This window comes from Mesorhizobium sp. M7D.F.Ca.US.004.01.2.1 (assembly GCF_003997785.1).
Taxonomy (GTDB): Bacteria; Pseudomonadota; Alphaproteobacteria; order Rhizobiales; family Rhizobiaceae; genus Mesorhizobium; species Mesorhizobium loti.
Map to the genome: position 1 here is coordinate 76589 of NZ_RZRQ01000001.1, position 26003 is coordinate 102591.

The following is a 26003-nucleotide window of genomic DNA, read 5'->3' on the forward strand; positions in this document are numbered from 1 at the left end:
TGCAGATAGAATGCTGAGACCCGTCGAAATTGGCCACTCCATCTTGAATCAGTCTCAATGTCTGGGAGGCACTCTGAAGTGTGTAATGAACTAGGCCCGATTAAACCGCCAACGCCGCGATACGAAGTGGTTTTGCAGACCGGCTTGCGCGTTCCAATGCGGGACGGCGTTGAGCTCGCCACGGACCTGTATCGGCCTATTGGTTACACTGGGGAACTCGGGTCAATCCTTATCCGAACTCCATACGGTAAGACGCCCTATCGCTGTCCGGTTGAGCCTCGCCACAAAGTGGCAAGAATGTTTGCTGGACAAGGGTTCGCTGTACTTGTGCAGGAGCGTCGTGGCGTCTTCGATTCCGGCGGCGTATTCACCCTCATGGAGAATGAAAGGGACGACGGTTATGACACGCTGTCCTGGATTTCGCAGCAGCCATGGTCGAATGGACGCGTGGGCACATATGGGTGCTCGGCGCTTGGTATCGCGCAGGTTTTGCTGGCGCAGTTGTGCCATCCAGCCCACCGATGCGCAATTGCGCAGGGATCGGGCGGCGCGAACGGCTCTGCCGGAGGGCGATATCGCAACGGGGATCTCCGTCTCGGCGGTGCGGTGGAGGTTGCCGCGTTTGTCCCCTGGTTCCACCAAACCGCAGCGAAGGACCGGTCCCGAGTGCAACCGAAAAGCGATGAGGAGTATCAGCGGGCTTTCGCGTCGCTGCCGCTCGTCAACATGCTTAAGAGCCTTGGGGGACCGCCGACTGACTGGGAGGACTGGGTCTCGCGTGACCCAGGCGATCCCTGGGGGGATCGGAATGGGATGCTTAGCGAGGACTCGACCATCGACGTCCCAGCCCTGTTCGTGAACTCGTGGTACGACGTGGGGGCTGCCGACGCGCTTCACCAGCAGCGCGTTTTTAGTGCTCGCGGATTGAGCCCGGCGGCACGCGATCACCAACATATCATTCTGTCGCCAGCCACGCATTGTGGCACCGAGAGTCTCAAAGCCCCGACGGTTATCGGCGAGCGCGAGCTGGGCGACGCGCGCCTGGATTGCTGGCAGATCTACCTGGACTGGTTCGACTGCTGGCTGAACGACAAGCCCGACCGGATCGAGGGAATGCCCCGCGTCCAGTACTACGTGATGGGTCGCAACGAGTGGCGTGCCGCGTCAGAATGGCCCCCTCTTGGTGTGGAACTGCAGCACTGGTTCCTCCGCAGCGGCGGGAATGCCGCGACCCGTCTAGGCGACGGGACTCTTGATGTAGAGCCTCCGAGTGCCGACGAGCCGGCTGACACGTTTACCTACGACCCTGGGGATCCGGCGCCGTTCTTGGGGATGGACGGCGGGAAGTCAAGTGGAACTACTATAGGACCCCGCGATTACCAGGACGTCCAGCTTCGTCCAGACGTCCTCTGCTTCACTTCACCGCCCCTCACAGAGGGCATGGAGGTTACCGGATTTGTCCGGGCGGTCCTCTTCGTCTCTTCTTCGGCCCCGGACACGGACTTCGTGGCCAGACTGTTGGACGTACATCCCGATGGCCGTGCGATTGACGTGGTGGACGGGATACTGCGCGTCCGCTATCGCGAGGGCTTTGATCGGGCTGTTTTCATGGAACCGAGCGTTATATGCAAAATCGAGATTGATCTCGACGCCACAAGTAATTGGTTTCCGGCCGGCCATCAAATTCGCCTGGAAATCACTAGTTCGGCCTTCCCGCGGTTCGACCGCAACCTGAATACGGGAGGTAACAACTGGGACGAAACTGAATGGGTAGTGGCTCGGAACACGATTCATCACTGCGAGCAGTTCCCCTCCCACGTACTGCTTCCTGTGATGACAGCGATGGGGTCCCATGCCGGCAAGGCGAATTTGAACAGCTTGCCGCCTGGCTAGCCTACCTCCACTATTTCAAACAAACGGTGATAACAAGCTGCGATCGGTCGGGGAGCCCGTCGCTTCTCACATCAAGCAGCTTGCCCCATCGGCCCGCGTCAATCAGCATGGAATGGGGGTCCATGGATCGGCACATAATGGCGGTGAGACTCACAATTGATGTTTTGCACAGCGGCGTAGGCGCGCTGTCACATTGATTTAAGCAATAGGGAAATTGGGGTGGCAACGCGCCATCATTGAGTGCCGGACCTGCTAGAGAAGCACGGTTGAGTTTCTTTTCAAACAACTTAGCAACGGCACAGAGTTCATCGTTGTACTGTGAATGCGACGAACACACCACCATGCAGATAGAATGCTGAGACCCGTCGAAATTGGCCACTCCATCTTGAATCAGTCTCAATGTCTGGGAGGCACTCTGAAGTGTGTAATGAACTAGGCCCGATTAAACCGCCAACGCCGCGATACGAAGTGGTTTTGCAGACCGGCTTGCGCGTTCCAATGCGGGACGGCGTTGAGCTCGCCACGGACCTGTATCGGCCTATTGGTTACACTGGGGAACTCGGGTCAATCCTTATCCGAACTCAATACGGTAAGACGCCCTATCGCTGTCCGGTTGAGCCTCGCCACAAAGTGGCAAGAATGTTTGCTGGACAAGGGTTCGCTGTACTTGTGCAGGAGCGTCGTGGCGTCTTCGATTCCGGCGGCGTATACGCTAGGGAACATATAGGGGACGACGGTTATGACACGCTGTCCTGGATTTCGCAGCAGCCATGGTCGAATGGACGCGTGGGCACATATGGGTGCTCGGCGCTTGGTATCGCGCAGGTTTTGCTGGCGCAGTTGTGCCATCCAGCCCACCGATGCGCAATTGCGCAGGGATCGGGCGGCGCGAACGGCTCTGCCGGAGGGCGATATCGCAACGGGGATCTCCGTCTCGGCGGTGCGGTGGAGGTTGCCGCGTTTGTCCCCTGGTTCCACCAAACCGCAGCGAAGGACCGGTCCCGAGTGCAACCGAAAAGCGATGAGGAGTATCAGCGGGCTTTCGCGTCGCTGCCGCTCGTCAACATGCTTAAGAGCCTTGGGGGACCGCCGACTGACTGGGAGGACTGGGTCTCGCGTGACCCAGGCGATCCCTGGGGGGATCGGAATGGGATGCTTAGCGAGGACTCGACCATCGACGTCCCAGCCCTGTTCGTGAACTCGTGGTACGACGTGGGGGCTGCCGACGCGCTTCACCAGCAGCGCGTTTTTAGTGCTCGCGGATTGAGCCCGGCGGCACGCGATCACCAACATATCATTCTGTCGCCAGCCACGCATTGTGGCACCGAGAGTCTCAAAGCCCCGACGGTTATCGGCGAGCGCGAGCTGGGCGACGCGCGCCTGGATTGCTGGCAGATCTACCTGGACTGGTTCGACTGCTGGCTGAACGACAAGCCCGACCGGATCGAGGGAATGCCCCGCGTCCAGTACTACGTGATGGGTCGCAACGAGTGGCGTGCCGCGTCAGAATGGCCCCCTCTTGGTGTGGAACTGCAGCACTGGTTCCTCCGCAGCGGCGGGAATGCCGCGACCCGTCTAGGCGACGGGACTCTTGATGTAGAGCCTCCGAGTGCCGACGAGCCGGCTGACACGTTTACCTACGACCCTGGGGATCCGGCGCCGTTCTTGGGGATGGACGGCGGGAAGTCAAGTGGAACTACTATAGGACCCCGCGATTACCAGGACGTCCAGCTTCGTCCAGACGTCCTCTGCTTCACTTCACCGCCCCTCACAGAGGGCATGGAGGTTACCGGATTTGTCCGGGCGGTCCTCTTCGTCTCTTCTTCGGCCCCGGACACGGACTTCGTGGCCAGACTGTTGGACGTACATCCCGATGGCCGTGCGATTGACGTGGTGGACGGGATACTGCGCGTCCGCTATCGCGAGGGCTTTGATCGGGCTGTTTTCATGGAACCGAGCGTTATATGCAAAATCGAGATTGATCTCGACGCCACAAGTAATTGGTTTCCGGCCGGCCATCAAATTCGCCTGGAAATCACTAGTTCGGCCTTCCCGCGGTTCGACCGCAACCTGAATACGGGAGGTAACAACTGGGACGAAACTGAATGGGTAGTGGCTCGGAACACGATTCATCACTGCGAGCAGTTCCCCTCCCACGTACTGCTTCCTGTGATGACAGCGATGGGGTCCCATGCCGGCAAGGCGAATTTGAACAGCATCGCTAGGTGTTTAGATTGTGGTATTCGGCTTTGCCCCCCGCCTTGAACGGGTTGTTTTGAAGTGCTGCGCTTCGAGATGATGACAAAACGTGGTCTGTGTGAACAGCCACAAGCATCAGGAAAGGAAGCGCAGCATGAAAAATTATGCCGGACTGGACGTCTCCGTGAAAGAGACCACCGTTTGCATCGTGAGAAGGGCGCCGAATTTGCCGAGAGATGAAGGTTGCTAGTCATCCGGACGATCTTGCTGACGCATTGAAGAACCCCGCATGGAATCTCGCCCGGATCAGGCTTGAAGCCGGCCCCTTATCCCAATGGTTGGTCTGGCGGCAGCCGGACTACGTGACCTGTATCGAGCCCCGTCATTCCAAGGCGTTCTCAAGGCACAGGTCAACAAGACCGACCGCAACCATGCTCGCGGCATCGCGCAGATATGCGGGTTAACCTGTTCCGGCCCGTGCATGTCAAGAGTAAGCGGTATTCTCGGGCCACGGCCTTGAGCTCGAGCTTGTTGATGTAGACCCAAGGCAGGAGATCGTCGATCTGGCTGTTGGGGTGGCCGTTGACGATCCTGGTGAGGACATCGGCGAGATAAGCCGAGCGGTTCGACACCATTGAGCTTGCAGGTTTCGATCAGCGAGGCGATGACTGCCCAGTGTTCGGCGCCGCCGTCAGAGCCTGCGAAGAGCGCGTTCTTGCGGTTGAGCGCGAAGACTGATTCATTATGCACCCCCTCTTCAAATGGCGGGAAACAGCGATTTCTGATTATCGTCGTTGATGATACGCGGAGATTTGCGCGCCAAATCGGCCTTGATCCGTTCATCTTCAAGGTCGCTGGCGCGGATCTGGTAGGGCGCGCCGCGCATGACCTGCTCGGCTGGTAATATGCCGTCCCTGACGAACCGGCGGATTTTGACGTGCGACACGCCAAGCTTCGCGGCCGCGTCCGACATGGTAAGCCACTCGCCGTTCTTGTCGGAAGACCGATAGCCGCTGATCTTGTGCACCGTGCGCAGGGATTGGACGCGTCGCGCCGTCCAGGTCTTTCCCTGACCCGTCTTCATGCCCATGCGGTTGAGTGTGGCGGCGATTTCGGCATCCGACCATCGCGTTGCCATGGATCGCATGACCGCCAGAGCCTCCTCAGGCGTACTCTGGCCATGCTCTCCGGATTTGGACTTGCGAACCCTTACCTGGGAATGCTGGCCCCCATGCCAATGGATGGTCAGGATCACATCGCGCGCGTCGTCATCGACGTCCGCCACAATGTCCTTGATGAGCGCGCGCAGCAGTTGCTGACGGAACCGCATATCGACACCCGGCGCATTCCAGGCGGCTTCGAGATCCTGGGCGAGGCCGGTGAAGTCAGGGATCGCGTCGACAGGCTCCATACGCTGGACTTCACTGAGCCGGGCCTCGCAGGTCTCCACGCGCCTGAGCCTAGCTTCCCAGTTCCTCTCGAGCTGGGCCGCTATAAGCCGGTTCTCCGGGTCGCAGGCGGCGTAGCGGCGCTCGGCGAGCGATGCCTCATAGCGTGCCTGCTGCAGGTCCATCTCGATCATCTGCCGCCGCCTGGCTTCGCTCTCCAGCTGCATCTGTTCAGCCTCCAACGCCGCCTCGATCGCCATCGGCGCAACCGCCTCCAAGGCTTCGCGGGCCACCGCCGCATCGGTGCGAAAGCCGTTGAACGACATGCATCGCGCCTGCGCCATCATGGTGTTCTCGCAACGATAGACCGGGTAACCTTGGCCACGTCCGGCATACGTGACAACCAGTCTTCGCCCGCATCGACCACAGGAGAGAAGACCCGGGAGCAACGCGCGACCGCCGCGGCCCGACTTGACGCCGCCGGCTTTGCCATAGGCGTTGGCGGCGAGAAGTTCCTGGTTCCGTTCGTACTCGCTCCATCCGATATAGCCTTCGTGATGCTCCTTGAGCACCACCGCCCAATCGCTGGCCGGCTTGTAATGACCATAGCTCTTGCGGACGCGGCCATCCACGATCTCGGTGCGCTTCTCGCTCTTACCATAGACATAAGCGCCGGCGTAGAACGGGTTCTTCAGGACGGAGATCACGTTGCGGTAGCGGACCGGAACCCAGGCGAAGGACACCATCTTCTTGCCGTCGGAGGGTCTGGGGAAATGCACGCCATCGTCGATCATCGAGATCAGGACCTGGCGGGCACTGCCGAGTTCGCGGAAACGCGCGAATATCAGGCGAATGGTCTCCTGCAGGCGTATATCGGGATCGAACCCGAGACCGTAATCCCGGTGCCAGACGTAGCCGAAGGGCACAGAGATGCGCAGTTCGCCGCGCTGTGCCTTGGCGCGGTCAGCTTCGTACATGCGAGCACGCAGCACCCCGAGTTCGAACTCGCTTATGCTCCCCTTCATGCCGAGCAGCAGGCGATCGTTCGGCAGTCCCGGATCGTAGACTCCGTCCAGATCGATCACCCGTGCATCGACTTCGCCGCACAACTCGAGCAGCCGATGCCAGTCCGGTCCGTTGCGAGACAGGCGGGACGCCTCCAGGCAAAGCACAGCGCCCACATGACCGGTGCACAGATCGTCGACCAGGCGTTCGAAACCGGGACGTTCCACAGCTCCACTTGCGGTGCGTCCCAAGTCCTCGTCGATCACCTCAACCTTGCGGAATCCCCAGCGCCGCGCGACGTCGACCAGCTCATATTGCCGACGCTGGCTCTCAAGATTGAGCTGCACTTGCGCCTGCGTGGACTGACGTACATAGACAACGGCCTTGCGCTTGAGGATGGTGGCCGGAATCAGATTACGGCTCGTCATCGCGGCTCTCCTCCGTCACGATACCGGCGGCGGCCATCAGCACATTGGCGAGCCGGGCGATCACGATCGTTCGTTGCGCTGCGCTCAGCCCGACTAGCTTGTGCGAGTCGAGCGCATGCTGAGCTGGCGAACGATCACGAGAGATCGTGTCGGTGGCGGCAAGGTTCTCATTTTGAGTCTCCCCGATGATGAAACCATCCGGAGAGCCTCGCCGGAAACGGCGCTGGATCAAGAGCTTGTTCAGTTCAAGCAGTGCAGCAAGCGACGCGCGCGGGGAGCCCAGATCCATTGCTGCGCACGGGACTTCGACCTCCTGCCCAACATGGGCAGAATGACCCCGAGATTGCGATCGGACGGATCGAGCGTTCGACGGTGTTGCTGTCGATCTCGATGCGGCCGTCGTCAAGGAAGTGCGAGAGGCCTTCCCAGCGTGAGAGCGTGTAGCGGATTGCCTCTGCGAGCTTGGTCTTCTGACTGATCAGGCCGAGCTTCTCACGCAGCCAGGGTTCGAGATCGGCGACGATGGCGCGGCTTTTGTCCTGACGCATCGCGCGGCGCTCGTTGGCCGATCGGCCACGGATGTCATCCTCGATCTTGTAGAGTTCGGCGATCCGTCTCAGCGCGTCACTGGCGATCGGCGCGGGACCGGCTGCTGCCAGTTCATAAAAGCGCCGACGGACATGCGCCCAGCAGAAGGCGAGCGTGACGCCGCTTTTGTCGGCCAGCACGCGATAGCCGCCATAGCCGTCGACCTGCAAGATTCCGGTGAAGCCTGCGAGATGAGCGATCGGACGCTCGGCCTTTCGGTCCGGCGCATAGACATAGGCGACGCCCGGCGGGTCGCTCCCCTCCCATCGTCGGTCATCGCGGGCATAGGCCCAGAGTTGACCTGTCTTAGTCTTGCCGCGGCCGGGATCGAGCACCGGCGCGGTCGTCTCGTCGGCGAAGAGTTTTGCCGAGGACTTCAGCTTGCCAAGCAGCCGCTCATGCACCGGACGCAGGTGCCAGGCGGCGCGGCCGACCCAGTCGGCGAGCGTAGAGCGATCGAGATTGATACCCTGCCGGGCGTAGATTTGCGCCTGACGATAGAGCGGAAGGTGATCGGCATATTTTGAGACCAGCACCTGGGCGACCGTTGCCTCGGTCGGAAGACCACCCTCGATCAGCCGGGCCGGCGCCGGAAGCCTGAACCACGACGTCCTCGCAGGCGCGGCAGGCATATTTGGGCCGGCGCACGACGATTACACGCAGCTGCGCCGGAACGATGTCGAGCCGCTCGCTCACGTCCTCGCCGATCCGATGCAAGCCATTGCGGCAGCATGGGCAGGCATGGTCCTCGATGTCGACGACCATCTCCACGCGCGGCAGATGGGGTGGCAGCGCGCCCCGGTTGGCCCGGCGCCTCGTGGCCTTTGCTTGCCGCTCGGCGGGAGCAGATTGCTCCTTCTCTTCCTCACCGGCGGCCTCGATCTGCTCCGCCTCTTCGAGCCCCAGCAGCAATTGATCCTCGGGGAGCGTCTCGGCACGCCGGCCGAAGCGGTGACGCTGCAATTCCTTGATGATCTGAATCAGACGGGCATTCTCGACGTCGTGCGCCAGGACCATCGCCTTCAGCGCGTCCGGATCGTCGGGAAGCTGGTCAGCCGTCATCGCCATGAACGGATCAGACCATATTCGCCGACAGCCCGCGACAGCGGAATCTAGGCTGATTCACTTCGTCGCGGGTCAGCCCGCCTGGGCTGGCACGCGGGTCCGGCGCGCCTCATGGACTCGCCGCCAGTCGAGACCTTCGAGTAGCGCCGAGAGCTGCGCGGCCGTCAGCCGCATCATGCCGTCATGCACTTTCGGCCAGCGGAACTCCCCATCCTCCAAACGCTTAGCAGGCAAACCCCGGTGCCATCCCAGAAGATCAGCTTGATCCGGTCAGTCCGCTTCGCCCGGAAGACGTAGACGGCCCCGCTGAACGGATCGGCCCCCATTGTCTCTCGCACCAGCGCCGCCAATCCCTCCGCACCCTTGCGGAAGTCGACGGGCTTCGTCGCCACCATGACCTTGACCGCACCCGTCGGCCCGATCACGACGTCGCCTTCAGCGCGCGGATCACTGCGGCCACCGTCTTGGTATCGGCGCCCCGGCCGACGCGCATCGCGATGCCGTCGATCTCAAGCTCGATCATGCCGGCATCTCGGGTGGCTTGCCGTTTCCGCTGCTTCGGTGAACGGCTGGCTGCAGGTTCCGCCGCCGCCACAACCGCCGGCACAAAGGCAGGAGAATCTTGCTGCACCGAAGCGGCCTGTTTGCGCGCTTCGCGGCGCCAGGCGAAGACCTGCTGCGGCCTGAGACCATAACGGCGGGCGACCTCGGAAATGATCGCATTCGGCTCCAGCGTCTCTGCGATGATCCGCGCCTTGTCATCCACCGACCAGTGACGCCGACCGCCGGCACCGTTGATCACCTCGAAACGCCGAAGCTGCCGCTCCGGGTCAAGCGTAAGGTCAAGTCCAGACACAAGCCGATCTCCGATCCCAATACAGGATCGGCAACCTCACAGATCGCGACCACTCCCGAAAGGTGGTCCGGAAACACCGCTCTGATGTCCGCTGTCAAGGTTTGGAACGCATGAGGTCGCCCGATCCGAGGAACGGCTGCTCATTCTGATGATCGCGCATGGGTGGGGAGGCGGAACTGAAGGACGTCGGTGATCAAGCTCTGATGCGCGGGTTGGCTACCGCATTCCCGATTGTGCGTCCGGGGCTGTTCCTATCTTACTGCGGGCGTCGGTCGATTTGCCGGCCACAAAGCGTCTGACGGGCATTCCCCTGCCGTGGTCCCGCCTCCGCCCATGCGCGATATGTGCGCCATCGCGGCGAGCGATCAGGTGACGCGCGCCTCCCTTGCGACTGCCCACATAAAGCCGACCAGTTCACGGGCGATCGCGGTGCAGACGACCGTTGTCCGTTTGCCCCGAGCGCTCAGCATGCGGTAGCGGGCTGTCAGGCGGGACTGCGCCTTCCAGGCGATCTCACGCACCTTCGGTGACGCCTGCTCCAACCGGTATAGCTTCGCCTTCCCGACCTTGGGCGGATGTCGATAGGTCCAGGCGCTCTCGACCAACATGTGGCGAACCCGACCGTTGCCTGCCTTTGTGATGCCGCCGCGCCGGACTGTCTCCCCGGTTGAGCGCTCGCCGGGGACCCGACCGAGATATCCCATGAGCTGGCGTGGGCTTTCGAACCGGCTGGCGTCGCCGACTTCGGTGACGAACGTCACGGCGACAATTAGGTCTACCCCACGCAATGTCTGAAGCGCCCACACGATCGGTGCCAGCGACCAGGCCGGGACGAACTCTTCGATCACACGCTCCAGCCGCTCGACCCGCTCTTTCGAGACGCGCACCGCCTCGACCATCTCCTGGAGTGCGATCTGATGCGCGGGATGATCGAACCTTGTTCCTGAAGCCAGCGTAGATAGCGCATCGTCCAGCTCTTCTTTCGCGGATAGCTACGGCCGTGCTTGAGCATGAATGCGCTCACCTGCTGGCGATGGACCCGCAGCGTCTCGACCGCGCCCGCCCGCGCGCGAACAAGATCCCGTATGGACTCGTGCCCTTCATCGGGAACCCACACCGCGGTCAGCTCGCCGGCGCGCAATAGTCGGGCAAGGGAAATGGCGTCTCGACGGTTCGTCTTCACCCGATCGCCGGGCTTCCTTGGTATCAATGATGGTGCAACCACGGTGCACTCGTGCCCGAGCGACCGGATCAGGCGATAAAGGCCGTACCCGGTCGGCCCAGCCTCATAGCAGAAATGCACGTAATCAAAGCGGCTGGCGATCCGGCCTATGACCCGCCGCATGCTGGTCGCCGACGCGTCGACCTCACCGAAGAACCGAACCTCTCCTTCCCGGCCTGCCTCCGCAATCGCAATAGCGTTCTTAAGCTTCGCAACATCGATTCCGACAAATGCTTCTCTATAATCCGCCACGGCTCGTCCTCCTGTGGTGAGGATCGGCTCGGCCCGTCCGAGCAACCCTCGGACGCGCAGTGTAGGGCGAGCCACCTCATCGGCAGAGGCGGACATACGGTCTTACTGTCAAGACGCTGACGACCCAGAATCGCCGGGCGCTGCTGACGGCCCTCAAGTCGCTTCAGGAAAAGGCCATCGCCATCGAGAACGACATCCGTGGCCTGTTTCGTAACTTCGGTCTCAAAGTTGGCATTGTCGACGGCCGGCAAATTCGCGGATCGCATCCGGGACCCTTCCGGTGACATTCCGGAACTCGAGACATCATGGAGACGTTGCTCACCGCCCGTCGGAAACTTTGCGAGCAGTTCACGGTGCTACACGAAAGACTGTTGTCGATCGTGAGGGGTGACACGGTTTGCAGGCGGTTGATGACCGTGCTGGGCGTCGGCCCTATCGTTGCACTGGGTTTCAACGCCACGGTCGATATTCCTGCCCCCTTCAGGAATTCGAAGGACGTGGGGCCGTATCTCGGTTTGACGCCGCGGTTACATCAATCAGGCTAGGATAATCGCGTCGGCAGGTCAGCCTAGGAAGCTTGAATGGGATTGACTTCAACACGCCGAATAGACAAGTCCAGGCATTTGGTGGAGCGGATTGAGAGTGAAGCGCTCGGGCTGGGAAGCCCATGCCTTGCAGATGAACTCGTAGGGTGAGACCTTTGAGGGCCTTCAGCCTGCGGCCGAAATTTGTAGGCCGCAACAAAGTCGGCAAGATGCCGACGCAGTTGGTCATGATCGTCGTAGTGGAAACGCTTGCCCGTCGCGTCCTTGATGGTGCGGTTCATTCGCTCGACCTAGCCGGTGGTCCAAGTATGCTTTGGCTTCGTGGTTCGAAGCACAGCGCGACGATGCGGCCCCCGAACGTGCTTGCGGGCTTCCTGGCGCCGCGACGAGCGCTTGCAGGCGCTGACGGTCGCTGGCCAAAACGGTGAAGGGGGATGCTATTGCGCATGCATCTAACTCGCACGCCAAACCGCAAAACGGAATCCCGAAATCGGACTCTTTTGATCCGATCAATCCACTATGAGACGCCGATTCCGAAATAGCGGGTGTGGGCGACATTGAGGATGCGATTGATCAAGCTTACGAAGCTGTGTCCGCCGGCCGTTGCAGCTGTGCCATAACTGGAGTGTATACCAAGGGCCGGCACCGAGTTCATCTCTAGGACAAACGGTTGGCCTGAGCGATCGATCCGGAAATCGACGCGGGCATAGTCCCGGCAGTGGCAGGCACGGAAGGTCGCAACCGAAATATCCCGTAACATCGTCTCAAGCCCGCTCTCGATTTTCGCCGGGCAAATCTTGGGCACCGCTGCGGCCGCCACGTACTTCGCATCCCAATTCATAACACGCGTTTCGCGGTCACCGAAGTCCTGCTCCACTAGAGGCAAAACTTCGGGCTCCCCGTTTCCGAGCAACGCAACGCAGATTTCCCGCCCCTCGATGTATTCCTCCACTAGCGCATCCTGAGCATGCTGCGTGACGATCACTTCGACGGCCTGCCGCAACTTAGAGTGTTCATGTATGATCTGCAATCCGAAGCTGCAGTCCTCCTCCCGCGGCTTCACTACCACTGGGAATCTCAGGTCGCCGGTGTTCTCGGTGCCGCGACGCATCACGCGAAAGTTCGGAGTCGGCACGCCCTGATCGCGGATGAGCATTTTGGTAATGACTTTGTCTCCCGTCAGCCCAATCCCGAAGGGGCTACATCCAGTGTATGGAACACCGGCCATCTCAAGCATGGCAGGAACATGAGTGTAACGCTTTTCGCCCTGAATTCCCTCCGCCAAGTTGAAGACCATTCCCGAGGGGCGACCTTGCGGATCAGGTGGCATGAACCGCTCGAGACTGGCGAGCAGTCCTTTATCGCCTTCACACACTACCGTCTCGTGGCCGCCCTCTTGAAGTGCCGCCACCACATCTTCCAACGTGCCGCTATGCGGCCAAGGCTGCGGCGGCTGCGGACAAGGCTGACCGAACCGGTTAATCACACCGTTGAAATCACTGTTCGTTACGATGGCTACTCGCATGAGCTATCTCCTTTGACGTTTGTCTGCTGTCACGAAACCAATGAAAACTGGATGGAGGCCAACCGCTATATCAACATTGACGACCTGCACGAGTACAAGAGGCTCGAAGCACCATGGCTGACCCTTTTCACAACCCCCTCCACAAACATAGGTCCACCACCCGGTTCCCTCTCCGGTTCCCGACCCTTTCCGCTGGCGGTGCTCTTTTTGCCCAAGTAGCTCGAAAGACGGCGAGTTGGGTTGCGGTACCATCAATAAAGCCTTATGCAGGGTTTATGCCAAAACAGATGATAACCGGCGGATGAGAGCGCTCCGACGCGAAATGATCGCTTCAAAAACCGTGCCAACCTCGCAAAATGCACGTCGGCCAGTGCTTTGAGTTTGATATCAAACTTACGGTCATATCAGGTACTAAACTGGCCCGCACAACCACTATGTCGCAGGCGCGACAAAATCCGACAGAGATCGTATCCCAGGGGACGAGCGGCGACCCATCCGCAGTCTTTTGACGCTCGCCGGTCCCTTACATCGAGCCCTGGCGTCCAGAATTGAAGTTGGGCGAAGGCGATCCGCATAATCGTATGCCCGGCCTGGCCGGCTTCAACGTGCGAGCGCTGCAGCAGTTTCAACAATGATGGCGAGTCGGCATAAATCTTCTTGAGAGGCTGGCGCTTAATCCCGGAACAAACGCGGCAATCAGCACTTCGCCTTGCTCATTTCGATGACGGCCATAGTGTTATTGCGCGCTTCAAAAGCTGGACAGCGATTCCGCTAATTCCCGGACAGCGTTTTCACAAAAGTCCGACAGTTCGTCGAGGTTGGTCCTCGGCAGCCTGGTTGCTGTAGGGCTGATTGATTTCGGTGTTCTCGGAGTCGGTCAAGAGGGCCGAGGCTTTTTTCTTCGGATGCTCTCGCCCTGAAGGGCGATGCGGTGTGCATTGTGCACGAGCGGTCGTGTATAGCGTCGGCGACCGTGCTGTCGTTAATAAGGTCGTGCCAGCTTGCCACGGGGACCTGGGCGGTGATCAGGGTGGATTTTCTCTGATAGCGCTCCTCGACGATTTTCGAAGAGGTGGAAGCGCTGCTGATCGGAGAGAGCATGGTTGCCGAAGTCGTCGTGGATGAGCCAAGTGGACACGGGTGAGCTTGTCGATGAGGCGGGGAAAGGAACCATCGATGCGTCGCTCTCGAACAGGATAACAGTGCGGCTTCGGAAAAGTCCGGACAGGCTTTCCGGTAATCTCAATGATGAGATCCGCGCCCGCCGTTCCAAAAAAAGGTTCGGCACGAAGCCCGCATTTTTTGCACTGGGCTTACGGCGTGCTGATCCACTGTTTCGTCATTACTATTCCCGAGCCTTGCAACCGAGCCGGAAGCGTCAGGCGAATGCAGGATTCCTGCGCTCGTAGAGCGTCCCAGCTTGGTCAGCACAACCTGACGATACGCGCCATCTTGGCGGCAAAGGCATTTGACGCAGCTGAATTGTCACGATCAGACGGCAGTTGGATCCTCATTGGATGGCCAGTGTTGCAAAAATCACAGGCTGGAGATCGGACTTGCGCCCTGGTGAATTTCCGCCACCGCATCGGGGTCGGTCTTCAACCCGGCAACTTCGACTTCCCAATTATAATAGAGACCGCGGCCGGGGCTTTGGCGGAGAGGGTCAGTCCTGGCGATGCCTCTCTCGAGCCGGCCTACATTGCAGCTGCCAGGCGGTTGGTTGAGCGCGGAGCCGTCGCGATAACCAGGGACTGCGGCTTCAGTATCTGGTGCCAGGCTGCACTGGCCACGTCTGTCAAACTTCCCGTGGCCATGTCGAGCCTGCTACTGGCGCCCACGCTCCTCCGGCAGCTTCCGGCCGGCGCAAAGCTCGCCGTCTGGCCGCAGACTCAAGACACTGCGGCGAAGAGCTGCTGGGCATGGATTCATCCGCAGGGGCAAGAGTAGCCATCGGCGGCATCGAAGGTAATACGCGGCCGGCTAGTGTTACCGAAATGGAGTCCCCGGGTTGCAGTCTGTGTCGCGACTTCGCGCCGCACATCCCAAGATTGACGCACTCCTATTTGAATGTACATTGTCCCCGATGGTGACGTCAGCAATCCGTCGTAGGACAGGACTGCCCATCTATGACGCCGCGCCCCTTTATCGAATGACATTCGCGTCCGTGGCTTGACCGCTTGGAGGCCGTCAGGTGCTTGAGCGCGGCAGTCTCAAGTTTTAAGGGGTGGCAGCGTGGAATCTGCTCCTCGCGAAAGAAGGAAGCCCCAGGCGACTTTCGATCGTATATGCCGCGGCTAGGACGGAGGTGTCGGAATAGCGCGCGCCGACCAGTTGTAGCCCGACGGGCAGCCCTTGATCATCCAGGCCCGATGGAATCGATGCTGCTGGTTGCTGGGTCAAGTTGAAAGGGTAGGTGAAGGGCGTCCAGTCCACCCACCCCTTGTAACTATCATCCGGCACATTTCGCCCGACGGGGAACGGCGCGATAGGCATCGTCGGTGTGACCAAGAGATCGTAATTTTCGTGGAACTTCGCCATCAGAGCGGAGAGCTCGAACCGCATCGCCTCAGCTTCCTGAAATTCGGTAAGGGTGATCTTCAGCCCGCGTTCGGCACCTTCCAGAAAGCCAGGATCTAGTAATTGTCTTTGCTGTTTGTTCATTCGTGACACAATACGGGCGGCGCCAGCGAACCAGAATGTAGAAAACACCTCCACCGGATCCGCAAATCCCGGATTGACTTCGGCCACCTCGGCCCCAAGAGCTCGAAGCTGGTCGATCGCATTATCGGTAACGTTTTGGATATCTCGCGCCACCTTGACATAGCCGAGGTTCCGACTGTAGCCGATCCGCAGGCCCCTGATGGTGGTCTTTGCTGGATCGGGGTCGAGACCTAGGTACGCCGGACCCGCATAGCCATCGCGAGCGTCCTTTCGTGCAATCACATTCATCATCAGGATCGCATCCGCAACGGTGCGGGTCACCGGCCCCAAATGAGACAGCGTTGTCATGGCGCTAGCTGGCCATTGCGGAACGATGCCGAAGGTTGGCTTGAAGCCGAAGGTCCCCGTGAAGCTCGCCGGTATCCGGATTGATCCCCCGCCGTCGCTACCCTGATGAAGAAAGCCAAGGTTGAGCGCAGCCGCAACTGCCGCCCCTCCCGACGACCCGCCTGGTGTCAGGTCAGGATTCCAGGGATTGCGGGTGATCCCGTAGACCGGGCTGTCTGTTACCCCTTTCCAGCCAAATTCTGGAGTGGTTGTCTTGCCCAGGATAACGCCACCGGTCTCACGGATACGGGCTGGAACAGGGGCGTCTTCAGTCCAGGGTCCCTCGGTGCTGCCGGACAATGAGCCACGTCTTGTCGGCCAGCCTCGTGTCAAGGTGAGGTCTTTGATGGTGGCCGGAATGCCATCTAGTACTCCGGCTGGTTCCCCCTTCATCCATCGACCCTCCGAGGCCCGGGCAGCAGACCTGGCCCCTTCGTGGTCGACGAGGCAAAATGCGTTCAGCGCCGGGTTGTTGGCGTCGATGCGGCTGAGACAGTCATCGACGACTTCAACAGGCGAGAGCTGCCGCCTTCGGTAGAGTTCCAGGCATTCGCACGCCGACAGACCCTCAAGAGATGTTGGCACGGATGAACGAGTTTTCATTTTACGAGGTCCGCTACATTCAAGCCTGGCATAAGACGGCAGTTATTCATTCGTTCTGCGGCCCTTGTCAGACCGATCATCAAGACGTCGGACGGGATCCCAACGTGTTCTCTACGAGCTTGATCCAGTACGATGTTCCATAAGGAATCGCCTCGTCGTTGAAATTGTAGGCAGGGTGATGCAGGCCGGCGCTGTCACCGTTCCCGCACCAGACGAAAGCACCCGGCCGCGCCTGCGCCAGGAAGGAGAAATCTTCCCCCCCCATTACCGGTGGCGTCTCGAGCACATTGTTTTCACCGGCCACGCCCTTGGCCGCGCTTCTCGCAAGGTCGGTCTGCTGGACCTCATTGAAGAGAATTGCGTCGAAGCTCTGAAATTTAATATCTATCTTCGCGCCGGTTATCTGGGCGATGCCGGCGACCACTTCGCCCACCCGCTCCTTCACGAACTTGCGCACCTCCGGCTTTAGCGTCCGCATGGTGCCCACCAACTCCGCTGTTTGCGGAACGACGGGGACTAGTCTCTGCCCGGACTGGAACTGGTGGAACGAAATTCCTGCCGAGTCGACAGGGTCAATGTTCTGAGCCAGGATATGCTGCAGGGCCGTCACAAGCTGAGCGCCGACCAGAATCGGATCGATGCATTCATGAGGCCTTCCAGGGTGCCCCCCTCGCCCTTCAATGCTAATTTCTATGCTATCAGTTGCCGCCATCACTGGACCTTGCCGGATTCCGAAGACACCTACCGGCAAGCCCGGACGATTGTGCATTCCGTAGATGTGCTCGATGCCGAACCGCTCCATCAAACCGTCATCTAGCATGGCAACGGCGCCGGTACCGATCTCCTCGGCAGGTTGGAAGATCATGACCGCCGTTCCAGCGAAATTCCGAGTATCGGCAAGATAGCGCGCGGCACCCAACAGCATCGCGGTGTGGCCGTCATGCCCACACGCATGCATCAAGCCCTTGTTCTTGGACGCATAGGGCAGATCGGTCGCTTCGTTGATCGGCAGCGCATCCATGTCAGCGCGCAATCCGATAACCTTTGGGTTACCGTCGCTCACGACGCCGTTGCCCTTGATGACGCCAACGACGCCGGTTTTGCCGATGCCGGTCGCGACGGCGTCGCAGCCGAATTCGCGCAGGCGCTCGGCGACAAATGCCGAAGTACGGGGGATGTCGAAGCCCAGTTCGGGATGTGCATGGATGTCCCGGCGCCAAGCCACTATCTCGGGGAGAAACTCTGCGACGCTATTGAGAATTGCCACGGGGACTTTCCTTTCTTGCCGGTTGCAGGCGAATTTCACGCTTTGTCCTTGCGAGAGCCGGGAGACCCGTTTCCGCGCTGCCGGGAGCACAGCATCCTCTGTGCGACGTAGGCACCCCAGCTATTCCGCCGACTGAAGCCGCTCCAATTAGCCGGGGACCGACAATCCTGAATTCCGCTCCGCCCAGAATGTAGCAAGTGCCAAAGAGCTTGGTTGCGCGAAGGGCGCCTTGGTCCCGCAGAATATCATCGTTTTTTGGTCATTGGCGCATAACACCTGCAGGCTGAGAGGAGGTGCCCTGGTATATATGCGGGACCATTCAAAATAGGACAGCCGACATTCAGAAGTGCGGGACAACTGCGACCCGCGGAAGGCGCGTGGTGGTTGCCTGGGCGGGCTCTTTTGAAGGCTACTCTTCAGCAATTGGCAGAGCAAACGACGCCTTGATCCGATCCATTACAACGATTGTCTTGAACCCCTTTACTTCAAGATGTTCGTAAAAAAAACGACGGGTAAACGCCTCGTACTCGGCCATGTCCTGAGCAGAGACCGTAATAATAAAATCCGCTTCACCCGTAACGTAGTAAGCGTTCATGATCTCAGGCGTCCGCCGAATTGCCTGCTTGAAACGATCGATGATATCGGCGCGATCGCGCTCGAGAGTGATGGATACCAGCAGGAGCAGGGGCCGACCGACGGCTTCCGGTGAAACTATGGCAACGTCCGCTTCGATGACGCCAGCGTCTCGAAGTCGCTTTAATCTCCGCTGACAAGCGGTAGCCGATAGTCCGGCAAGTTCGCCCAATTCCTCTGTCGTAAGGCGATTGTTGCGCTGCACGACGTTGAGAATCTTCCGGTCAATTCGATCCAGATCCATTCACAATCTCTGCTCATGATGATATCGGCCAATGCCAAGGCCGCCAGTCCGTACGTCCAAAATGTAGCAAGTGCCAAACGCCCTCTCGGCGCTAAAGTCGGTCCAAGTCGCAGAAAATCGGCGTTTCTTTCGCCATCTGCGCACAATACCGGCATAGTATAACTATCTGAGGGGTGCCGCTGAATCGATGGGCGTTGCTGGTGAGCAGTTGCGGGCCAGCGCAAGAACGGCAGATTCGATCGGGTGGGGGCGATCCCCGGTCGAAAAGATCCTACCGATCTCGTTGCTCAGGCGCAGAAAACATGAGTTGCAGCACGCTCGCATCAGTTCGAGGCAAGCGTGTTAGGGAGCGACATCACCAAGGGTGTCGGCGTTGCAGCATAAATCGGAGACCATGAGAGTCAGGCTATGAACCGGCCCCGGCTTTCGGATGCCTTACGGCCCTCGCGCGTCGGCCGCGAGTGAACTATGATCCGCATGGGTGTGGGGCTGGAGGAGAAGGTCGTCGGCTCAGTCAGGCTAACGTCGCTCCAAGCACTGGTAAGAAGCCCTATCCGCGGTCTGAGAATTACCCAAATTGATCTCTCGTGAGGCAGTTGTTGCAGCTGCATTCCGTCGAGACGCTTCAGTGATCCGCGAGAATGGCTCGCGATCTCTGCGTGAATCGCGGTTTGGCGCAGGAATGCGGCGTGGGAGACCGAATGTTAGACCAAAGTCGGCACGAGCACCGTGTAAAATGGGCAGGTCAGCGCAGACCAGTCTGGCGGCATTCTTACCCTTGCCGGAACGATCGCCTGAACAAGGTAGCTCAACCGCCGTCCGCACTCCCAGGAGAGAAAGCCATATGCTTCCCTTGGACATCCTCCGAAAGGAGTTTCCAGCCACAGCAAACGCCATCTACATGGATGTCGCGAACCAGGGCCTCATATCAAGCACAACATTGGCTTCAATCGAGCCTCATTTGAACAATCGGCTGCATGGCCTAAACGACGAAGAAAGAATGCTCGAACACGTCGAGCGTACTCGCGCTAGGTTCGCACAATTTATCAATTCAGATCACGATGAAATTGCAATTACCAAGAATGCATCGGAAGGCATCAACATCATCGCTAATGCGATCGATTGGAGAGATGGAGACAACGTCGTTCTATGCCCAAAATTGGAACACGCAAATAATATCTTGCCATGGATTCAGATCAGAGACCGCTACAATGTCGAGTTGCGAGTCGTAGAGCCGGATAACGGCTCAATTCCCCCTGATGCATTCGTAAAGGCGATTGATTCTCATACCCGCGTTGTTGCCTTGGCGACGGTGACGATGGTTCCGGGGTTTCGGACCGTCATGGAGCAGATATCCGAAGCCTGTAGGCACTACGGTGCATTTCTTTTGGCGGACGCGACGCAATCTGTTGGGATACTCCACACCGACGTCAATCGACTTGGCGTAGACGGTGTAGCAGTGTCCACTGTGAAGGGTTTGATGGGTCTTTATGGATCGGGTTTTTTATATTGCCGTAAAGAATGGGCCGATCGGCTGAGCCCGGCCTATCTTGCGCGCTTCAGCGTAGATTTCGGAAACGCGCCAGAATCAGCTCCGGTACCTAGTTTTGTAAAGTTGCGCTCTGGCGCGCCCCGCTTTGATATCGGGCATTACAACTTCCCTGGCATGTTGGCTGCATATGCATCAATGGGCCAGCTACTTGATATCGGAACCGAGGCGATCGACCAGAGCGTTACCTCACTCGCAAAACGTATGGCCACTGGTCTCTTAGATATCGGGCTTCCGGTCTGCGGCGGGCCACCAGGCGCTCACACTGGAAGTATCGTAGCCGTTGGCGATTCCAGCGATCTTGTTGAAGGGCGCCCAGTCGACGCCCGCATTCGGTCGCTTCACGAGCATTTCACGAAGAACGGGGTAATCGTCTCAATACGCAGAGGCATGCTCCGGTTTTCCCTGCATCTTTACAACACCGCCGATGAAGTCGATCGCGTAATCAATCTGGCCAAGAGCTGGTCGAAGTAAGAGCGACACGGCTAGTTCATGCACACAGGAGAGTACATGTCGACCCAGAGCGCCGAGACTATCGGACTTCTCCAAGATCTTATAAAGATCGAGAGCATCAATCCATCGCTGTCGCCAAAAGGTAGTGGAGAGCAAGGTGTAGCCAAGTTCCTCGAGGGTTTTTGCAAGGAGCGGAAGCTGGCTTACGGGATACAGGAGGTGGCCGATGGTCGCTCGAATTTCCTGACCTGGGTACCTGGGAAAGAACCCGATAGGCGTATTCTATTCATTGCTCATATGGATACCGTTCCTATCGATAGGTGGGAATCAGATCCATTCTCGGGTGAGCAACGGGACGGGCGAATATATGGGCGAGGTAGCTGCGACACAAAAGGCTCACTTGCAGCTATGTTGATTGCGCTTAGCTCACTTGGTGAACGGCAGCCCCGGGCCACGGTTGTTGTGGCAGCCAGCATTGACGAAGAGTACCGCAAACTTGGCGCCCGCGCTATAGCCGATTCCGGTGTCGCTTATGAGGGTGCGGTAGTCGGTGAACCCACCGAATTAGAGCTCGTTGTAGCTCACATGGGTTCTGTCCGCTGGCAAATCGAGGTTCAGGGTGTACCGGCTCATACGTCGAAGCCTCATCTCGGAGTGAACGCGATCACGGGCATGGCCAAGGTGGTATTGGCACTTGATGAGCACCATCGATCCCTTGTGTCTCGGGCGCAGCACCCATTGGTAGGGTCATCACAGCTGACCGTGAGCCTCATCGAAGGAGGTTTGGAACTTACCACTGTACCGCCGGTATGCCGTATCTGGGTCGATCGGCGTCTCATACCCGGGGAGCGGCCGCAGGACGCGTTGGCGGAGGTAGAAAGCATACTGGAAGGCCTTCGCCAGGGCGAAGACAAGATCAATGTTCGGTCATTGCTTCCCGCATTGGAAGACCCGCCTCCAATCAGTTCCGGGTCGAGCAAAATTGCAGCAGTCGCAGGAGCGGCTTGTGCCCACGTCGCGGGGACCGGAGAGCAGAAGGGAGCCACCGGCGGCTCGGATGCAAATCAGCTGTCATTGGCTGGGATCCCGTGTGTGATTATCGGACCCGGGCGTACTGCCCAAGCCCATACGAACAACGAGTTCGTTGAAATCGATCAACTGACCAAGGCTGCTGATTTGTACCAGAGAATCATGCTCACATATTAGGAGTGGCCGGCCTGATGGGGGTGCTCAAACCCCGTCCATTGGGCCGCGGACGCCCCGGATGCTGCATGAGCGTGGCGGCCGCAACGTCCCGATCTTCGCTGGTCTCGTCGGCGCTTCCCACGTAGATCTTGCCGCCCGTGCTTGAAATTCTGTTGCGACAGGCAGAGTGCGTCTTCACCATAGGGAGGGCATGATCTTCCACCGGAGACGCAGAGCCACCGAAAATTTGGCGCTCATATGCGGATAACGTACGGCAAGTGCCTAGGAAATGCAGATTTTCCGCGACAAGAAGAAATCCTCGGGGAAAACAGCCTCTTGTGACGTGATACGAAGAGAAAGTATGCGGACAGGACGAATGCCTGATCCGTTCGAGGAATGCCTGTTTTGAAGGACTCGACGAGATGAAATATGAGAAGCCATTTCCGCCCGAGGAGTTTCGGCGTCGTGTTCATGACGTGAAGCAGCGGATGGAGCGAGCGGGGCTGGACTTGCTGATCTGCCAGGATCCCGCGAATATGTATTGGCTTACCGGCTTTGACGGCTATTCGTTCTACGTGCCTCAGGTGGTCTTAGTGCATCTCCAGTCGGACATGCCCCTCTGGTTCGGACGTTTCGTCGATGTAAATTCCGCTTATATAACGACGGATCTGCCTAGAGAAAATATAAGCTCATTTTCCGATCATAGACTTCAACATCCAGAATTACATCCATTTGACGATCTTTGCGAGCTTATCAATTCGCGCGGCTGGGGATCTGATCGAATCGGTGTCGAGCTTAACGCCCACTTCTATACTGCCCGAGCACATCAACATCTCGTCAAAGGCCTTCCGAATGCAAAATTCTCTGATAGCCGCGAATTAGTCAATTGGGCACGGCTTATAAAATCTGACCTTGAACTAGTCTACATGAGAGAAGCGGGCCACCTTGCAACGCATACGATGCAGACGGCAATCGCTAACCTAAGGCCTGGAGTGCCGCAACATGAGGTCGTCGCGGAGGTGTACCGGGCCCAGACACGAGGGGTGGACGGTAAATATGGCGACTCTAGCGGTCCTCCTCTTATCCAGACTAGCGAACAAACGAACGCTCCGCACCTCAGTTGGACCGAGGAGCCCTTGCCGACCTCTGGCCTGGTTCTCATGGAGTTCGGCGCCACCCGACGCCGCTACTGTGCGCCGCTGTGCCGCACCGTCCACATCGGAAAGCCACCCGCAGAGGTCTCGCGTCTTGCTGAGGTTATAGTGGAAGGCGGGGATGCTGTGCTCGAGATGGCAAAGCCTGGTACCGTCGTTGAGGAGCTTAATGCGGTGTGGCAAGATATCCTCAAGCGGAACGGGTATATCAAGATAGGCCGCTCCGGCTATTCAATCGGACTCAACTTCCCGCCGGAATGGGGCGAACGCACGGTTAGTATTCGCGCGGGCGACAAGACCATCCTACAACCAGGAATGTGCTTCCATTTTCAGTCGGGGGTTAGGCTCGAAGGGTTCGGCGCCGCCATCTCTGAATCATTTATTGTAACCGAAAGGGGCGGTGAGCGATTGGCAGATGTTGATCGCCGCTTGATCGTCGTGGACTAGGTGATTTGGATGTGACCCAAATCGTTTTGCGATCTCACTGGGTCCGTTCGAAGCCGGTTGAAATTTGTTTCTGCGGCGAGCGGATGAACGGATCTAGCTTAAGGACGGCGCTGTCTGAGAGGTGCGGCATGCCCAACCTCTGGGACAGGAGAATCTCGCCTAGCACATGAGTTCTCTGCATCAGCGGAGATTAAGATCCGTAGGCCGAAATGAGCCACCTGTGACGCGAGCGCGGCGTGAACGTTGCCCCATTCTACAAATGCGCGGATGACGCAAGAGGACTTAGCTTTTGAGGAGCATTGAGGACGAGTTTACGCGCGCCTGAAGCGGGCTCTTGCCAACCCTGCGCGCCGGTGGGAACGCGAGTATGGTCCGCCCCGTCCGTGCAACACGTCGCGACATCAGCACACGTTGTTCCCGATAGATGGCTCGGCAGCGAAGCTCGCCTTTTGCCCGGGGCTCGCTTCATCCTTTTCTGCTGTTTCGTGCGACTTCACCACTTCACCAAGTGAATGTCTGGGTTATCGCGGGGACCTCAATTTCGGGACCCCAAGACCTCCTTCCGAATGAAGTCGTCCGCGATGCCATCGTGTCTGAAGCGGTCGCGGTCACCCTGCACAGTGCCGGACGAAAGTAGCCTTGCGGCGAGTTCCGTCTAAGATTCGAGGCGGTTGCGCCTGCGTCAGTGCGCCTGATCGGTGTCGGTCGAGAACTTAATGCCACGAGGCCAGATCGGGAACTCGGGATCGGGAGATCGGCGCTGGAACCAACTACTTTCCGCGCCGCCGGCGACCAGCGCGACCTTCGCTCGCGGTCGCTAAGCCTCCTGGCAAGTGAAGTTGTGAGCCGTGTCCAATTCTACGCGAATTGGCTGCTGTTTGCAGGAATGCAGCTAAAGGGGCATCAACTGCGCTGCCGATCGGCGCTGTGGCAGCAATAACCTAAAGGCATCAGCATACCATTGGAGTCTTAGATGAGGGGTACGTCAATCACGGCATTACGCAGGCTCAAACGGCCAGACCTTTTGCGTGGTGATGCGTATCTGAACGGCGCCTGGCTCTCCAAATCAGATACTCTTGCCGTGTTTGATCCTGCCAGCGGTGACGAGATCGCTCAAGTTGCGGCTTGCGCAGACGCCGACGTTGACGACGCGGTCCATTGCGCAAGAGCAGCGTTCCTCAAGTGGCGCGACATGCTTCCGTTACAGCGTGGTGCATATCTGCGGAAATGGGCGGCAGGCATGCGGGAGAGCGCCGAAGACCTGGCTGTCATCATAACGGCCGAGCAAGGAAAACCGATTGCTGAAGCCCGCGGCGAAGTTTCATACGCTGCCGGCTTTTTAGATTGGTTTGCAGGGGAAGGGGAGCGGGCTTACGGCGAAACGATTCCCAGCCATCTCCCCGCAAGCAGGCTGGCCGTGCATTTGCAGCCGATCGGGGTGACTGTCGCCATTACGCCATGGAACTTCCCAGCGGCAATGATCACCAGAAAGGCTGGAGCTGCACTGGCCGCTGGCTGCACAATGATTGTAAAGCCGGCACCCGAAACGCCACTGTCGGCCCTCGCGCTTGCCCGCCTTGCCGGGGATGCTGGCATTCCGCCCGGCGTGTTTCAGGTGATCACGGGCGAAGCTCCGCCACTTGCCAAACGGCTGTTGTTGCATACCCACGTGCGTGCGTTCTCTTTTACGGGCTCCACCGAGGTCGGCAGAATCCTTCTCGAGCAATCCGCGAAGACAGTGAAGAAAGTCTCGCTCGAACTTGGCGGCAATGCTCCTTTCATCCTTTTCGGCGATGCGCCGATCAACGCTGCGGTCGCCGGTTGCATGGCAGCCAAGTTCGCGACATCCGGTCAGGACTGTCTCGCGGCAAACCGGATTTATGTGCAGCGAGAGATTTACGAGCATTTTACGGAAAAATTTGCCGAGGCCACCAGTAAACTAAAGGTCGGGCACGGATTGGAGCCAGGTGTCGACATCGGTCCGATGACAAAGACGTCTGGTGCTGACAAATGCAGGCACCAGGTTTCTGAGGCTCTAGCAGCCGGGGCTCGAATGGTAGCAGGCGCACAGCACAATTCGCTTGGCGGGAACTTCGTCACGCCGGCCGTGCTTGCTAATGTGACCGATGACATGGTGATTGCGAAGGACGAAACGTTTGGACCTGTCGCTGCAATCCTGCCCTTCGACGACGAACGGGAGGTGGTCGCGCGAGCCAACAATTCCGAGATGGGACTTGCGGCCTACGTCTATACCCAAGATCTCAACCGAGCCATGCGGCTCTCCGACCGGCTCGAATATGGCATGGTTGCCGTGAATACTCCAAAATTTACGGGGCCGGGCATTCCGTTCGGCGGCTGGAAACAATCCGGCCTTGGTCGCGAGGGCTCAAGGCACGGTCTTATCGAATATCTCGAACCCAAATACCTCTGCATCGGCAACATCGCGGCCTGAAA

Annotated in this window: 16 protein-coding genes and 6 pseudogenes; 9 read left to right on the forward strand and 13 right to left on the reverse strand. The window is 58.9% G+C overall.

Annotated elements, in window-relative coordinates; all coding sequences use genetic code 11:
* Nucleotides 1–156 precede the first annotated feature (156 nt).
* The 3 genes and pseudogenes from EN993_RS00355 to EN993_RS37565 all read left to right on the forward strand — a co-directional run.
* Nucleotides 157–1893, forward strand: a complete 1737-nt coding sequence (locus EN993_RS00355; protein WP_245465005.1) for a CocE/NonD family hydrolase — start codon at nt 157–159, stop codon at nt 1891–1893.
* A 498-nt stretch (nt 1894–2391) separates the two neighbouring features.
* Nucleotides 2392–4158 (forward strand): CocE/NonD family hydrolase, encoded by a 1767-nt coding sequence (locus tag EN993_RS00365; protein WP_245468576.1) that lies wholly within the window; start codon nt 2392–2394, stop codon nt 4156–4158.
* Nucleotides 4159–4246: 88 nt separating this feature from the next.
* Nucleotides 4247–4584, forward strand: a pseudogene (locus tag EN993_RS37565) (IS110 family transposase); the annotation flags it as partial.
* A 44-nt stretch (nt 4585–4628) separates the two neighbouring features.
* Here EN993_RS37565 and EN993_RS00375 read toward each other — a convergent pair.
* From EN993_RS00375 to EN993_RS00400, 7 genes and pseudogenes are all read right to left on the reverse strand, one after another.
* A pseudogene (locus EN993_RS00375) lies at nt 4629–4821 on the reverse strand (transposase domain-containing protein); the annotation flags it as partial.
* Nucleotides 4822–4849: 28 nt separating this feature from the next.
* Nucleotides 4850–6913 (reverse strand): recombinase family protein, encoded by a 2064-nt coding sequence (locus EN993_RS00380; protein ID WP_063169338.1) that lies wholly within the window; start codon nt 6911–6913, stop codon nt 4850–4852.
* Nucleotides 6900–7202 (reverse strand): hypothetical protein, encoded by a 303-nt coding sequence (locus EN993_RS36875; RefSeq protein WP_063169337.1) that lies wholly within the window; start codon nt 7200–7202, stop codon nt 6900–6902. Before EN993_RS36875 ends, EN993_RS00380 begins: the two co-directional genes overlap by 14 nt.
* 49 nt (nt 7203–7251) lie before the next feature.
* Nucleotides 7252–8569, reverse strand: a pseudogene (locus tag EN993_RS00385) (IS66 family transposase); the annotation flags it as partial.
* Nucleotides 8570–8638: 69 nt separating this feature from the next.
* A pseudogene (tnpB, locus tag EN993_RS00390) lies at nt 8639–8991 on the reverse strand (IS66 family insertion sequence element accessory protein TnpB).
* On the reverse strand, nt 8988–9368 hold the full coding sequence (locus tag EN993_RS00395; RefSeq protein ID WP_199489649.1) for a transposase: 381 nt from the start codon (nt 9366–9368) through the stop codon (nt 8988–8990). Before EN993_RS00395 ends, tnpB begins: the two are co-directional and overlap by 4 nt.
* Nucleotides 9369–9787: 419 nt before the next feature.
* Nucleotides 9788–10992: pseudogene (locus tag EN993_RS00400) on the reverse strand (IS110 family transposase).
* 209 nt (nt 10993–11201) lie between these two features.
* Between EN993_RS00400 and EN993_RS37570 the strand changes: the two are divergent.
* Nucleotides 11202–11441 carry an IS110 family transposase gene (locus EN993_RS37570; RefSeq protein WP_063169335.1) on the forward strand — a complete coding sequence of 80 codons (240 nt, stop codon included), beginning with the start codon at nt 11202–11204 and terminating at the stop codon, nt 11439–11441.
* A 48-nt stretch (nt 11442–11489) separates the two neighbouring features.
* Here EN993_RS37570 and EN993_RS00410 read toward each other — a convergent pair.
* From EN993_RS00410 to EN993_RS00420, 3 genes and pseudogenes are all read right to left on the reverse strand, one after another.
* Nucleotides 11490–11770, reverse strand: a pseudogene (locus EN993_RS00410) (integrase core domain-containing protein); the annotation flags it as partial.
* A 188-nt stretch (nt 11771–11958) separates the two neighbouring features.
* Nucleotides 11959–12966: an ATP-grasp domain-containing protein gene (locus EN993_RS00415; RefSeq protein WP_063169333.1), complete on the reverse strand. Its 1008-nt coding sequence runs from the start codon at nt 12964–12966 to the stop codon at nt 11959–11961.
* A gap of 771 nt (nt 12967–13737) precedes the next feature.
* Nucleotides 13738–14067, reverse strand: a complete 330-nt coding sequence (locus EN993_RS00420; RefSeq protein ID WP_272482847.1) for an ATP-binding protein — start codon at nt 14065–14067, stop codon at nt 13738–13740.
* Nucleotides 14068–14069: 2 nt separating this feature from the next.
* Between EN993_RS00420 and EN993_RS38265 the strand changes: the two genes are divergently transcribed.
* Nucleotides 14070–14375, forward strand: coding sequence for a hypothetical protein (locus tag EN993_RS38265; protein WP_164548505.1), 306 nt, complete (start codon nt 14070–14072; stop codon nt 14373–14375).
* An 808-nt stretch (nt 14376–15183) separates the two neighbouring features.
* Here the strand turns inward: EN993_RS38265 and EN993_RS00430 are convergent.
* The 3 genes from EN993_RS00430 to EN993_RS00440 all read right to left on the reverse strand — a co-directional run bounded on the left by EN993_RS00430 (nt 15184) and on the right by EN993_RS00440 (nt 18761).
* Nucleotides 15184–16617 carry an amidase gene (locus EN993_RS00430; RefSeq protein WP_063169332.1) on the reverse strand — a complete coding sequence of 478 codons (1434 nt, stop codon included), beginning with the start codon at nt 16615–16617 and terminating at the stop codon, nt 15184–15186.
* Between the two features lie 79 nt (nt 16618–16696).
* On the reverse strand, nt 16697–17884 hold the full coding sequence (locus EN993_RS00435) for a M20 aminoacylase family protein (RefSeq protein ID WP_063169331.1): 1188 nt from the start codon (nt 17882–17884) through the stop codon (nt 16697–16699).
* Nucleotides 17885–18293: 409 nt separating this feature from the next.
* Entirely contained in the window at nt 18294–18761 is a 468-nt protein-coding gene (locus EN993_RS00440; RefSeq protein WP_063169330.1) for an Lrp/AsnC family transcriptional regulator, read from the reverse strand.
* A gap of 844 nt (nt 18762–19605) precedes the next feature.
* Between EN993_RS00440 and EN993_RS00445 the strand changes: the two genes are divergently transcribed.
* The 4 genes from EN993_RS00445 (at nt 19606) to EN993_RS00460 (ending at nt 26001) form a co-directional block, all read left to right on the forward strand.
* The gene (locus EN993_RS00445; RefSeq protein ID WP_063169329.1) at nt 19606–20784 is read left to right on the forward strand and encodes an aminotransferase class V-fold PLP-dependent enzyme; all 1179 of its coding nucleotides are present in this window, start codon (nt 19606–19608) and stop codon (nt 20782–20784) included.
* A gap of 36 nt (nt 20785–20820) precedes the next feature.
* Nucleotides 20821–21969, forward strand: a complete 1149-nt coding sequence (locus EN993_RS00450; protein ID WP_063169328.1) for a M20 family metallopeptidase — start codon at nt 20821–20823, stop codon at nt 21967–21969.
* A gap of 401 nt (nt 21970–22370) precedes the next feature.
* Nucleotides 22371–23549 carry a Xaa-Pro peptidase family protein gene (locus tag EN993_RS00455; protein WP_063169327.1) on the forward strand — a complete coding sequence of 393 codons (1179 nt, stop codon included), beginning with the start codon at nt 22371–22373 and terminating at the stop codon, nt 23547–23549.
* Nucleotides 23550–24522: 973 nt separating this feature from the next.
* The gene (locus tag EN993_RS00460; protein ID WP_063169326.1) at nt 24523–26001 is read left to right on the forward strand and encodes an NAD-dependent succinate-semialdehyde dehydrogenase; all 1479 of its coding nucleotides are present in this window, start codon (nt 24523–24525) and stop codon (nt 25999–26001) included.
* Nucleotides 26002–26003: the final 2 nt, after the last annotated feature.

What these genes read in the sequence shown, in the direction of transcription:
- EN993_RS00355 (WP_245465005.1), top strand. Translation starts at nt 157, where the DNA reads ATGCGGGACGGCGTTGAGCTCGCCACGGACCTGTATCGGCCTATTGGT.
- EN993_RS00365 (WP_245468576.1), top strand. Translation starts at nt 2,392, where the DNA reads ATGCGGGACGGCGTTGAGCTCGCCACGGACCTGTATCGGCCTATTGGT.
- EN993_RS00380 (WP_063169338.1), bottom strand. Translation starts at nt 6,913, where the DNA reads ATGACGAGCCGTAATCTGATTCCGGCCACCATCCTCAAGCGCAAGGCC.
- EN993_RS36875 (WP_063169337.1), bottom strand. Translation starts at nt 7,202, where the DNA reads ATGGATCTGGGCTCCCCGCGCGCGTCGCTTGCTGCACTGCTTGAACTG.
- EN993_RS37570 (WP_063169335.1), top strand. Translation starts at nt 11,202, where the DNA reads ATGGAGACGTTGCTCACCGCCCGTCGGAAACTTTGCGAGCAGTTCACG.
- EN993_RS00415 (WP_063169333.1), bottom strand. Translation starts at nt 12,966, where the DNA reads ATGCGAGTAGCCATCGTAACGAACAGTGATTTCAACGGTGTGATTAAC.
- EN993_RS00420 (WP_272482847.1), bottom strand. Translation starts at nt 14,067, where the DNA reads ATGCTCTCTCCGATCAGCAGCGCTTCCACCTCTTCGAAAATCGTCGAG.
- EN993_RS00430 (WP_063169332.1), bottom strand. Translation starts at nt 16,617, where the DNA reads ATGAAAACTCGTTCATCCGTGCCAACATCTCTTGAGGGTCTGTCGGCG.
- EN993_RS00440 (WP_063169330.1), bottom strand. Translation starts at nt 18,761, where the DNA reads ATGGATCTGGATCGAATTGACCGGAAGATTCTCAACGTCGTGCAGCGC.
- EN993_RS00445 (WP_063169329.1), top strand. Translation starts at nt 19,606, where the DNA reads ATGCTTCCCTTGGACATCCTCCGAAAGGAGTTTCCAGCCACAGCAAAC.
- EN993_RS00450 (WP_063169328.1), top strand. Translation starts at nt 20,821, where the DNA reads ATGTCGACCCAGAGCGCCGAGACTATCGGACTTCTCCAAGATCTTATA.
- EN993_RS00455 (WP_063169327.1), top strand. Translation starts at nt 22,371, where the DNA reads ATGAAATATGAGAAGCCATTTCCGCCCGAGGAGTTTCGGCGTCGTGTT.
- EN993_RS00460 (WP_063169326.1), top strand. Translation starts at nt 24,523, where the DNA reads ATGAGGGGTACGTCAATCACGGCATTACGCAGGCTCAAACGGCCAGAC.